The sequence below is a fragment of the Vibrio sp. B172a genome (assembly GCF_030248355.1).
GTDB lineage: Bacteria > Pseudomonadota > Gammaproteobacteria > Enterobacterales > Vibrionaceae > Vibrio > Vibrio owensii.
In genome coordinates, this window is the sequence record NZ_JAHGAC010000022.1 from 194304 (window position 1) to 206397 (window position 12094).

Below are 12094 nucleotides of genomic sequence, written 5' to 3' on the forward strand. Positions count from 1 at the left end.
GGAGAAATCGATGAGCACCAATAAATACAGCGCCAGATTTCAGATGATGGGCACCTTTATCGATGTGGTGGTGTATCACTCGAACGGTGAGCAACTGATAAGAGAAGCCTACGCGCAACTCGCCGATTACGCAGAGCGATTTACGGTCAATCAATCCGACTCTGAGCTGATGTGCATCAACCAAAATGCGGGCATTGCGCCTGTGGTGGTAGCGCAGGATCTATTTGACCTGATTAAGCTTGCTAAACAGCACAGTGAAGACACAAGAAACCCGTTTAACGTTGCAGTTGGTCCGCTTGTAAAAGCTTGGCGAATTGGTTTTAAGGATGCCAAAGTGCCGTCTCATGATGTGATTACCGACAAGTTATCCTTGGTCGATCCGACCAAGATCATTTTGAACGAAGATGACCACTCGGTGTTCTTAGCTCAAAGGGGGATGGAGATAGACTTAGGTGCGATTGCTAAAGGCTACTTTGCCGATCAGGTAAAGAACAAACTGGTTGAAGCAGGCGTGCAAAGCGGGTTTATCAGTTTGGGTGGGAATGTGCTGACCATCGGTCATTCGCCAGATAACAGCAACAAAGCATGGAATGTGGGCATTCAGAACCCATTATCTGAGCGTGGTGACGTCGTTCGCGTCGTACCTTTACAAGGCATGTCGATGGTGACATCGGGTATCAATGAGCGATTTTTTGAATCCAATGGGCAGCGCTATCATCACTTGTTGGATGCCAAGACGGGGATGCCAATCTCAACCGATATCGCCAGTTTGACTATTATCTCTAGGCTGTCTGTCGATGGTGAAATTTGGAGTACCGCCGGCTTTTTACCAAGCGTAGAAGAATCGATGTCGTACCTAAATCAGCAACAGGGTATCGAGGCAGTGGTTGTTTCAAAACAAGGTGAAGTGCACGTCACACAAGGGCTGATGGATTATAAAGGCTGTATTTTATTGCGCGAAGAGTCAGTTCTGGAAGAGTAAGATGAGGCAGAGATTCAAACCTGCCTCATATCATTAACTTATCGCGTTAGCGTTAATCGTCCGCACCGCATTTAGCGCACTCTTCGTACGTGCGTTCGCCTTCACTGATCACAACATAACTACCCACACATTGGTCACATAGCGCCAGTTTTGGGTAGGCAATTTTCTCTTTCTTAGACGTCGTGTCGCCTTCAGTTACGTAGTATTTTCGCATTGTCATGATTCATCAGCTGGAACAAGGGCGGCATTATATCCGGAATTGATGAGGAATGGCGATAATATCGCATTACGCCACCGACTCTATCTCACTCGGATATTGGTTGTTCAGCCAAGCTAGAGTATCCAACCAGAGATCGTCTTCATGTTTCGTACGGAAGAAGCCAAAGTGTCCAACTTTGGTGCCCAGTTGTTTTGTTTTCACTATCTCTATTTCGACGTTCGCGTTGCTGTAAAAGCTGGCAAGCTGATGGACGGATTTCGGCGGTGCAAAGTCCATATCATCATCAATCAGTTTGAACTTAATATCACAGGTCATTTGTTCGAAATTTTCGCGGATTGGTGTGCCGTTTTCATCAATGATGTAGTTCGGATCGCGTCCCCAGTATGCCCATTGTTTGGCAATGCATTCTGGCAGAGCTTCGCCACCAAGAAAGACTCCGGGAACTTTGCCAAAGAGCGTTGATAACACTGGAACGGCGAAATACCACATGGCAAACATGCGCGGTTTAGCAATGCCTTCCCAATTTGCCCAATATCCGCTTTGAGAGGAAACACAGTAAACACTTTTAAATATCGTGTTGTTTGCCGCTAAACCTAAGATCTGACCGCCAACGCTGTGCCCAATACAGTGCCAATCGAGTGCAGGGTGATGGGTTGTCGCCCAATCAATGACGGTAGCCAAGTCCTTTTCTCCCCATGCTTGCATTGTTAAGCGGGGATCGCGCGTATCTTGAATGGCGGATTGACCAATACCGCGATAGTCATAAGTCACCACCAAATAACCATTTTGCGCGAGGAATTGAGCAAAACGTTGATAATAACTTTGCTTAACTGCGGTAGCTGCGTTGATGATGATGCCGGCTTTTACCTCGCTTTCTGGACGGAAAACTCTGGCATGGATGGAGAGCGCATCAGGCGTTTTCAGTACTAATTCATTATTCATTGTCGTCCTGACTTGTTGTTATTGAATTGTTAACTTACCTTGATTCAATCTTTGGTGAGTTTCAATGAATCAAAGAAATACAAGCGGATGAGTTTGAAGTAACTCAAGTTTTGCGAGGCATCACTCGTTATTGTATTGGGAAGGGGCGAGGGAACTGGACGGTCTTGGCTGAATAGTGAAATAGGTGACAAACAAAAAGGAAAGCGGCATGAATGCGGCTTTCCTTTGTTCTTCGTGGGCAGAGTGTCTAGGGACTAGCTCAATAGATCCACGATTGCTTTACCTACGCCGTGTGCGCTCGTTGGGTTTTGACCTGTGATGACTCGGTCGTCCACAATCACAAGCTCTTGCCATGGCTGCACTTTAGAGTAGCGCGCTGCGCCACGAGCAAGAGACTCTTCCAATAGGAATGGGATGTCGTTGATAGTGCCGAAGTCGATTTCTTCTTCGCGAGTGAAGCCTGTTACTGATTTAGACGCAAGTAGCTTCTCGCCATTGTTAAGCGTGATAGGGAGAAGAGCGCCTGGACCATGACAAACTGCTGCCACAATACCGCCATCTTCATAGTGTTTTGCAGAAATCTTGGCAAAATCTTCGTTGCTCGCTAGGTCTGAAAGAAGACCAAAACCACCCGGATAGAAGATCGCATCGTAGTTGTCACCGTTGATTTGTGACACTGGAATCGTGTTGTTGATGCGGTTCTGGAAATCATCATCCGCCAAGATTTTCTCGTTCACTGCGTCGCCTTCGATGTCGGTTCCGTACAGTGGTGCTTGTCCACCTTTGATAGAGGCAATGTCGTAATCGAAGCCAGCACCCAGTAGTTCGCTAAGCGCATGAGTGAGCTCTGGCGCGTAAGTTCCGTTTGCTTGGTCAGTTTCACCTAGGGTCGCATGGTTCGTCACAATGATGAGTACTTTCTTCATGATGGTTTCCTTTTTGGCTTACGTGTATTTGTTGAACACCTTCATACTAATTGCTAAACAAATAAGTGATAATACGATTAATTGGCAAAACATTATTGCTATATAGCAAAGGTAAGTATGGACAGTTTTGAAGGTATCAATGAGTTTGTTACGGTTGCTGAGAGCTTGGGGTTTTCTGCAGCGGCAAAACAATTAGGTTGCAGTACCAGTCATGTCAGTCGCCAAGTCACAAGACTAGAAGAGCGATTAGGTGTCGCCTTGTTAGCACGTTCGACAAGAATGGTGAGTCTAACGGAAGCGGGGCAAGCGTATTATCAACAGTGTAAAGAGTTGGTGATTGGGCTTCAGCAAGCCAATGAGCAACTCACCACGCAGCAAACTCAATTGAGTGGTACGTTACGCGTGAGCGCCGCTGGTGCGTTTTCTGAAAACCATGTAGCGCCTGCCTTGATGGCGTTTGCCAAGCAACATCCTAATCTCACGGTAGAGATCAACTTCAATACCAGCATGGTCAACTTTATTGAAGATGGCTTCGATTTTGCTATTCGTTACGGTAGGTTGAGCGATTCAGGCTTGGTTGCGAGAAAGTTGGTGGATCGTCCTATGGCAGCGGCAGCCAGTCAGCGTTATCTCGATGAACATGGTTTACCAACGCACCCCGAGCAACTCAAACGTCATAGCTGCATTATTGCCAACAAAGACGTTTGGTTGTTTGAAAAAGACGGCAAGCCTTTAGATGGCGTAAAAGTGCAGGGCAGATGGAAGAGCAATAACGCACACACGGTTTTGCAAGCCTGTGCAGAAGGATTAGGCGTGGCGTACTTACCTAAGAGCAGTTTCAACGATGCTATTTCGTCTGGTCGTTTGGTGCCAATCCTAGAGCCCTATTGGGGAAGTGGTAACAGCAGCTGGATTGTTTATCAGAATCGTCACTTTCTGCCACTACGAGCTCGATTAGCTATCGATTTTTTACTTGATCATTTTGCCGATTGGCAGGAGTAATAAGGCTCTGCCAATCGGTTTGTTTATCCATTTGTTAGACCGTCAACATACTAACGTATCTACATGTTTTGATAGCTTGGTCCGCCGCCACCCTCAGGTGCATTCCATGTGATGTTCTGCGAAGGATCTTTGATGTCACAGGTTTTGCAATGCACACAGTTTGCGGCATTAATTTGAAATGTTCGCTCGCCTTCGACTTCTACGACTTCATACACGCCAGCAGGGCAGTAACGTTGGCTCGGCTCATCAAACTTCTTCAAATGGACTTGAATCGGAATATGAGGATAGGCGAGCTGCAAGTGGCAAGGCTGATTTTCTTCGTGCTGTGTACCAGACAAAAATACTGATGAGGGTTTATCGAAGCTGATTACACCATCTGGCTTCGAGTACTGAATAGGTTGGCACTCATCAATTGGTTTCAGCTGTTCATGATCGTGCGAAGGATCTGTGATTGTCCACGGTATTGGTTTCTTAACCAGAGGCTGCCACAGATTGTGTTCGAAGGTGGAAAGTGCGCCGCCGAGTACGCTGCCAAATTTGTGAATGTTCGCACCAAAGTTGCGTGTGTCACTAAGTTCTTCATACAACCATGAATCTTCAAACTTGGTTTGGTAATCCGGTTCAGAATTGGATTGTGTGATTGCTTCAGCAATCGCCTCTGCGGCTAACAAACCGGATTTCATCGCAGTATGGCTGCCTTTGATCTTAGCGACGTTTAAGGTGCCCGCACCACAACCAATCAATAAACCGCCGGGGAACTGCTGTCTCGGTAGAGAAGACAACCCACCTTTCGCAATGGCTCTTGCACCGTAAGCGATGCGTTGAGCGCCTTTCAAATGTTGTTCGATAGCTGGGTGGTGCTTAAAGCGTTGAAATTCGTCAAACGGACTCAAGTAAGGATTGCTGTAATTCAAGTCGACAATAAGCCCAACGGCGATTTGGTTGTTTTCCATGTGATAGAGAAAACCGCCCCCCGTGGTGTTGGATTCACTCAGTGGATACCCTGCAGAATGAATCACGCTGCCTGATTGATCTTTGGCATCGGCAGGTAACTCCCAAATCTCTTTGAGCCCGAGTGCATAATGTTGCGGTTGTTTATCATCGTCTAAACCAAATCGTTGGATGAGCTCTTTACCTAAATGACCTCGGCACCCCTCGGCGAATACGGTGTATTTGGCTTTTAGCTCAATACCGGCTTCAAAGTTGGGTTTGGCTTCTCCGTTCTTGTCCAAGCCCATATCGCTGGTGTTTACCCCTGTAACTGCACCAAATGCATCGTAGTTAATTGTGGATGCGGCGAAACCGGGATAGACCTCAACACCAAGTGATTCTGCTTGTTCTGCTAACCAACGACACAAGTTCGCCAAGCTGATGACGTAGTTGTTTTCGTCATTGTGCATTGGGTTGGGAGTAAGAAAGTGGGGAACACGAACGTGATTAAGTTCTGTGGTTAGGTACAAGAAGGCATCGTTTTTTACAGCGGCGGAAAGCGGTGCGCCCATGCTTTGCCAATCAGGAAAGAGTTCGTCTAATGCACGTGTTTCGAATACCGCACCAGATAAGATATGTGCGCCAACTTCTGAGCCTTTTTCTACCACACAAATAGACAGCGGCTCACCCTCACGTTCTTGGTTGAGTTGCGCTAAGCGGCATGCTGCACTCAAACCTGCAGGTCCGGCGCCAACAATCACCACATCAAATTCCATGCATTCTCTTTCCATCTTCTTGCTTCCTTTATGCGAAACCTTTCTTTGTGTTTCAGGTGCTTCTTCTATTACGCAGTGCTCGTATAAAGAACTATAGTCCAGTTGACGTAAACGTAAACTAAACTAAGCTCAAATGGTAACGTCATAGGGCGTGATAAAGATTTTGAGTGACAATGTCACAATGCATTTTTTGTTAGCAAGGTAATGAAAAAGCTGAGCTTTAACACCAATCTTTGTCACGCATGACCCAATTGCTAGGACGCGTATCGCTTTGCGATCTGCTAGGAGGGAATGTGAAAGTACTGGTTGCGATTAAACGTGTAATTGACCCTTACGTTAAAGTAAGAGTGAAATCTGATGGTTCCGGTGTGGAAACCAACAACGTGAAAATGACGATGAACCCATTCTGTGAAATTGCGGTGGAAGAGGCAGTACGCCTTAAAGAAGCTGGGGTAGCAGAGGAGGTGTTGGTGGTGTCGATTGGTGACACCAGTTGTCAGGAACAATTGCGCTCAGCGCTCGCATTAGGTGCGGATCGTGCGATTCATATTGATGTTGAACAGTCACCAGAACCGCTTGCGGTCGCGAAGTTACTCAAAGCTGTGATGGAGCAAGAACAGGCTCAACTGGTGTTGTTGGGTAAACAGTCAATCGATACGGATAACAACCAAGTCGCGCAAATGATGGCAGCACTGACGAATCGTCCACAAGGGACATTTGCATCGGAAGTGAAAGTAGAAGGGGAAACGGTTCTAGTTACTCGAGAAATCGACGGTGGCTTAGAAACGCTCAAACTGGATCTGCCTGCGATCATCAGTACGGATTTGCGTTTGAATGAACCGCGTTACGCCTCGCTACCGAATATCATGAAAGCGAAGAAGAAGCCGCTATCAGTTATGACGCCAGACTTTTTTGGTGTGAGTGTCGAACGCTCTCAGCAAGTGCTGGAAGTCATGACGCCGCCTGCCCGTAAAGCTGGTGAGATGGTTGGCAGTGTGAACGAGTTAGTCGACAAGCTCAAAAATGAAGCGAAAGTGATTTAGGAGGCATAACCATGGAAAATAAACCGTTAGCAACCTTGGTCGTTGTAGAACACGATAACCAATCACTTTCAGCAGATACGCTACGAGCGTTGAGTGCAGCTTCTCAAATTCAACAAGACGGTGTCTCTTTGCCTGTTACCGCCTTGTTAGTCGGACACCAATGTAGCTCAGTATTGAATGAGTTGAAGTGTGTGCAAGGTATCTCGCAGATCATCGCTATTGATGCTGCTGAATATCAGCATGCATTGGCAGAAAACTTGTCTACCTTGATTGCCGAAGTTGGTCGGGACTATTCGCATATCCTTGCCCCTGCGAGTACTTTCGGTAAGAACTTGATGCCTCGTGTTGCAGCCCTACTGGATGTTGGGCAACTGTCAGATGTGATTGCAATTGAATCGCTCGATACGGTTGTTCGCCCTATCTATGCCGGTAATGCGTTAGCCAGAGTTCGTTCGGACGATACAACCAAAGTAATGACGATTCGAAGCTCAGCGTTTGACGCAATTGCGGTGTCTGACTCACCAGTAGTCGAGAATGTCGTGACGTTAGAAACGGTCATTAAGGGTGAGCACAGCGAGTTTGTTTCACAGCAAAAAGCAGAAAGCGAAAGACCAGAGCTACCAGCAGCAAACGTTGTTGTCTCTGGTGGTCGTGGGTTAGGCAGCAAAGAGAATTTCGCGCTGGTGGAACAACTGGCCGATAAGCTTGGTGGTGCAATTGGTGCATCACGCGCTGCGGTAGACGCAGGCTTTGTTTCTAACGATTTGCAAGTTGGGCAAACGGGTAAGATTGTCGCGCCTCAACTGTACATTGCCGTGGGTATTTCCGGAGCCATTCAGCATTTGGCAGGGATGAAAGATTCCAAGGTAATTGTGGCGATCAACAGTGATCCAGAAGCACCAATCTTCCAAGTCGCAGACTATGGTTTGGTTGGCGATTTGTTTGAGATTATGCCGGAGTTGTTGGAGAAGGTTTAATTTCGGTATTTGTAGGGCGCCGTTCCCTAGAGCGAAGAATGAGCGAGTAGGGAATTTTATTCTTGCTCACTATTTTAAGTCGTCATTCTGAACAGCGAGGAACGAGCGTGATTCAGAATCTATTGTCAAAGTGCACGGTTGGTTTGTTGCTATAAAGGTGCTTCAGCTTTCGTTGTCATTAGATTCCTAGTCGCGCCTAGGCTTGCAGGAATGACGCGCTAGATTTTCCTTATGAAAATCAGATTCTTGAGGTGATTCTTGTTGAGTGCAAACCAAACAGCGTAATTCCTTAGAATGGAGAATGAACGGGCAGAAAATCTCTTTCTTGCTTACTACTTTAAGTCGTCATTCTGAACAGCGAGGAACGAGTGTGATTCAGAATCTATTGTCAAAGTGCACGGTTGGAATATCGCCATGAAAGCCCTCCAGTGCACTTTGCCATAAGATTCCTAGTCGCGCTTGGGCTTGCTGGAATGACACGCTAGAGTTTCTTACAAAGAATCAGATTTTTAGGACGCTTTTGTGGAGTGAAAACCAAACAGCGTCATTCCCTAGAGCGAAGAATGAACGAGTAGGGAATCTCTCTTTAAATTCACTCTCAAAACAAAAGGGCTTCCAATCGGAAGCCCTTTATTATTCATGCCAAACGTTGCCTAAACACTTGGTTTTCTCAAGTGCTCTGCCAGTACTTTTGTGAACCTTGCTGCTTCACCGCCGGTACATGCTCGGTGGTCAAACGTAATCGAAAGTGGCATGGCTTTCACTGCCACAGCTTGTCCGTCTCGAATTACGACTTTCTCAATGATTCGACCTGCACCGACAATGGCGACTTGTGGCGGCGTAACTACAGGCGTTGCGTAAATACCGGCAATTGCGCCAAAGTTCGAAAGCGTAATGGTGGCGTGCTGTAACTGCTCACGACCAATCTTACGCTCACGTATGCCTTGCACGGTTTGGTCCAACCAACGACGTACGTCTTGAGGCTCGTATTCATCAGCGTGTCTTAGAACTGGCACGTATAAACCGTGTCGGCTGTCTACGGCAATACCAATATTCACCGTGCTGTGGACACAACGCGTCATGGTTTCGGCATCGAACCACGCATTCATGGCCGGCTCTTCCTGACACGCATGCACAATGGCTTGGACCAGACGAATACTGATGTCTTCACCTTCCTTCCAGCCTTCCAAGACGGCTTCTTCAGTAATGGTGACCGCTGCGACATTGTGATGAGATTCCGCCATGGTCGACACCATGGTTCGGCGCGCGCCTTTGAGTACTTCTGTACCGGGGCGTTGTTTGCCTGCTTCGTCGTAGATATCGGCATCGACGATCAAACCATCCGGACCGCTGCCTTTGACCAAGTCTAAATCAACACCCAGTTTCTTCGCTAATAGGCGAGCAGAAGGAAGTGCAGTGATGAGGTTATCTGGCGATGGATTGTGTTCGCCGCCAATCCAGAAATCGTCCACATTTACGCTGTGCGCATGTTGGGATACATTACCGACCACGGTTGCTGCATCGGCAGTTTGTTTCTGCTCTGAGACGGTTTGCTCTGCTCCCGTTTCATCGATTTCCAGAAGTAGAGCACCAATGTTGATTACATCGCCTTCTTCGCCATGACGACTCACGATACGGCCGCCATAAGGAGCAGGAACGTCCACGGTTGCTTTTGCGGTTTCGACGGTAAGCACCACTTGATCGAGCTTGACCATATCGCCGACACTGATATGCCATTTCACAATTTCTGACTCAGCGAGACCTTCGCCGAGATCGGGTAAGTTAAATGTCTTCATTTCCAATCCTCCACGAGTTCGCGCGCGGCGAGCACAATGTCTTCTTCCTGAATCATGTAATAATCTTCGTTGCGGTAGTACGGCATGATGGTATCCATGCCTGTGACACGTTTTGGTGGCGCTTTGAGTAGGCACATGGCATGTTCTGCGGTTCTGGCTACCAGTTCTGAGCCGACACCACAGGTTTTGCTGGCTTCATGTACCACCAAGAGGCGTCCGGTTTTCTCAAGTGAACGGAAGATGGTCGCGGTATCAATGGGTTTGATGCTGGCTAAATCAATCACCTCAACTTCGATACCTTGATTGGACAGCGTTTGAGCCGCTTGCAGTGATTCGACAACACACGCTCCCCAAGTCACTAACGTAATGTCGCGACCTTTGCGTAGGGTAAAGCATGTGTCGAGAGGTAGCGCTTCGCCGTTATCCACCACTTCAGATTTCACTGTGCGATAGATACGTTTTGGCTCAAAGAACATTACCGGATCGTTGCTTCGAATGGCTGCTAGGAGCAAACCATAAGCGCGTTGCGGTGATGAAGGAATCACAACCCTAAAACCTGCGGTGTGAGCAAACAATGCTTCGACACTTTCGGAGTGGTGCTCTGGTGCATGAATACCGCCACCAAACGGTGCACGGAACACTGCAGGGCAGGTGAGTCGACCACGAGTACGGTTTCGCATTCGCGCCGCGTGACACATTAAATGCTCCAGTGCAGGGAAGACAAAGCCTTGGAATTGAAACTCTGCCACAGGTCTTAAACCTTGCGTTGCCATACCGACAGTGACACCGCCAATGAGTGCTTCGGCTAATGGTGTATCGATAACGCGCTTAAGACCGTATTTTTGCTTGAGCCCGACAGTGGCGCGGAATACACCGCCGTTATCACCCACGTCTTCGCCAAGGACGATGACATTCGGATCGTGTTCCATTTCATGGTGCAGCGCGAGGTTCACTGCTTCAACTAACGTGAGTTCAGCCATGTTTCCCTCCCTGCATTCGCATTGCTTTGTTGATTAGCTCATCCCTTTGCGCATGAAGCTCTTGGGGTAGGGATTCATAAAGGAAATCGAAGCCCGTTTCAGGTGCTTGATTTGGCATGTTGAGATAACGTTCAACGGCGAGTTCTACTTGTTCTTTACAGTGGGCTTGCCACTCTTGTTCTTTCTCGTTACTCCAAACGCCTTGATTGGTGAGAAAGGCTTTAAGTCGACGAACGGGTTCATATTGCCAAGCCGTTTGAACCTCATCCTCGTTACGATAACGGGTCGCGTCGTCGGCGGTGGTGTGATCGCTCAGGCGGTAACTTATTGCTTCAATTAACGTTGCGCCTTTGCCTTTTCTGGCTCGTTCGAGGGCAGTCATTGTTGCATCAAACACCGCGACGACATCGTTGCCATCCACCGTAATACCGGGGATGCCAGCACCTTTCGCTTTTTCTGAGAGAAATTCCGCAGCACATTGCAAACTGCGCGGTACGGAGATCGCCCATTGGTTATTGTTCACCACAAAGACTAATGGGATGTTCCATGCGCCCGCACAGTTAATGGATTCAAGGAAGTCGCCTTTGGAAGTGCCGCCATCGCCGCACATCACCAAAGCCGCATCGTGATTGCCTTGGATTTTCAGTGCTGCCGCAACACCAACGGCATGGGTACACTGAGTTGCGATTGGGACACAGAAGGGGAGGTCTTTGCTGGGGAAAGGGCTGTCTTCAGGAGCGAAGTCGCTGCCGCGCTCATCGCCTCCCCAGTATTGCAGGTTCTTTTCCATTCCTATACCACGACACCACATGGCTGGCATATCGCGATAATAAGGAACAAACACATCACTGGCTTTCAGCGCTCTGCCTACCGCTATCCCAACGGCTTCCGAGCCAAGGTGTGATGGGTAGGTGCCTAATTTACCAGTGCGTTGCAGGGCAACGGCTTTGTTATCGTAGGTGCGAGTTAATACCATGTCTTGGTAAAACCCGACCAAGGTTTCGAGATCAGCCCAGTTGGGTAGTTGGCTGACGAGGTTCCCATCATGGTCGATAAACCGATGCATGGGTAATGCCTGAACGTTCATCTCAAGCTCCTTTTGACGCTGCGGGTCTTTTGGACTGCAGCTGCTCATGGTTTCGATCTCAGCCTGTATGGGTACTCAGGCTTTGATATCAGCGCAAAAGGTCATACCTAGGATTGCAGTTGTTTTGATAGTTATCGACGCTTTTGGTGCTCGTCTCTCTAACAAAAGTGTGTTCTGGTAAAACACAAGGCGTCATTTATTACTGCTGTTTACACCGCCTAATCCAGTGATGAATCTTGGTATAACCAGATACAGTAAGTGTAAACAAATTGTTAAATTATGCTTTAATTTGAGTTGTAACCCACAGTAAAGTTTCGCTTACACCGTACTTTTCTAGGATAAAACACTGCTTTTTTGAATTGTACGTTTTCGAAGTTGAAGGGAATCACTGAGTTTGACAGGAAATTTGTAATAAAATTATGCTGTAAAATTC

11 protein-coding genes are annotated in these 12094 nt (G+C 47.6%); 4 read left to right on the forward strand and 7 right to left on the reverse strand.

Features of this window, described 5'->3' with window-relative positions:
• The first annotated feature begins 10 nt into the window (after positions 1–10).
• Positions 11–982: an FAD:protein FMN transferase gene (locus KIT90_RS19555; RefSeq protein WP_285378164.1), complete on the forward strand. Its 972-nt coding sequence runs from the start codon at positions 11–13 to the stop codon at positions 980–982.
• A 52-nt stretch (positions 983–1034) separates the two neighbouring features.
• Here the strand turns inward: KIT90_RS19555 and KIT90_RS19560 are convergent, their stop codons facing one another.
• From KIT90_RS19560 to KIT90_RS19570, 3 genes are all read right to left on the reverse strand, one after another.
• Positions 1035–1202 carry a hypothetical protein gene (locus KIT90_RS19560; protein WP_153303268.1) on the reverse strand — a complete coding sequence of 56 codons (168 nt, stop codon included), beginning with the start codon at positions 1200–1202 and terminating at the stop codon, positions 1035–1037.
• Between the two features lie 66 nt (positions 1203–1268).
• Complete coding sequence (locus KIT90_RS19565) at positions 1269–2144, reverse strand: alpha/beta fold hydrolase (protein WP_285378166.1); 876 nt, start codon at positions 2142–2144, stop codon at positions 1269–1271.
• Positions 2145–2398: 254 nt separating this feature from the next.
• A complete protein-coding gene (locus tag KIT90_RS19570) occupies positions 2399–3070 on the reverse strand; it encodes a type 1 glutamine amidotransferase domain-containing protein (protein ID WP_285378168.1) in 672 nt (223 codons plus the stop codon).
• A 117-nt stretch (positions 3071–3187) separates the two neighbouring features.
• On the opposite strand from KIT90_RS19570, the gene KIT90_RS19575 reads away from it, so the two are divergent.
• Positions 3188–4072 (forward strand): LysR family transcriptional regulator, encoded by an 885-nt coding sequence (locus tag KIT90_RS19575; RefSeq protein ID WP_005388553.1) that lies wholly within the window; start codon positions 3188–3190, stop codon positions 4070–4072.
• A 59-nt stretch (positions 4073–4131) separates the two neighbouring features.
• Here KIT90_RS19575 and KIT90_RS19580 read toward each other — a convergent pair whose 3' ends face one another.
• Positions 4132–5793, reverse strand: coding sequence for an electron transfer flavoprotein-ubiquinone oxidoreductase (locus KIT90_RS19580; RefSeq protein ID WP_285378170.1), 1662 nt, complete (start codon positions 5791–5793; stop codon positions 4132–4134).
• Between the two features lie 278 nt (positions 5794–6071).
• On the opposite strand from KIT90_RS19580, the gene KIT90_RS19585 reads away from it, so the two are divergent.
• Both KIT90_RS19585 and KIT90_RS19590 read left to right on the forward strand, forming a co-directional pair.
• The gene (locus KIT90_RS19585; RefSeq protein ID WP_285378171.1) at positions 6072–6821 is read left to right on the forward strand and encodes an electron transfer flavoprotein subunit beta/FixA family protein; all 750 of its coding nucleotides are present in this window, start codon (positions 6072–6074) and stop codon (positions 6819–6821) included.
• Positions 6822–6832: 11 nt separating this feature from the next.
• On the forward strand, positions 6833–7798 hold the full coding sequence (locus tag KIT90_RS19590; RefSeq protein ID WP_285378172.1) for an electron transfer flavoprotein subunit alpha/FixB family protein: 966 nt from the start codon (positions 6833–6835) through the stop codon (positions 7796–7798).
• A 653-nt stretch (positions 7799–8451) separates the two neighbouring features.
• Here the strand turns inward: KIT90_RS19590 and KIT90_RS19595 are convergent.
• Genes KIT90_RS19595 through pdhA form a run of 3 tightly spaced genes read right to left on the reverse strand, consistent with a single transcriptional unit; the run spans position 8452 to position 11661 of the window.
• A complete protein-coding gene (locus KIT90_RS19595) occupies positions 8452–9594 on the reverse strand; it encodes a dihydrolipoamide acetyltransferase family protein (RefSeq protein WP_285378174.1) in 1143 nt (380 codons plus the stop codon).
• The gene (locus KIT90_RS19600) at positions 9591–10574 is read right to left on the reverse strand and encodes an alpha-ketoacid dehydrogenase subunit beta (protein WP_285378176.1); all 984 of its coding nucleotides are present in this window, start codon (positions 10572–10574) and stop codon (positions 9591–9593) included. The genes KIT90_RS19595 and KIT90_RS19600 overlap by 4 nt, the downstream gene beginning before the upstream one ends.
• Entirely contained in the window at positions 10567–11661 is a 1095-nt protein-coding gene (gene pdhA, locus KIT90_RS19605; RefSeq protein ID WP_285378178.1) for a pyruvate dehydrogenase (acetyl-transferring) E1 component subunit alpha, read from the reverse strand. The genes KIT90_RS19600 and pdhA overlap by 8 nt, the downstream gene beginning before the upstream one ends.
• Positions 11662–12094 lie beyond the last annotated feature (433 nt).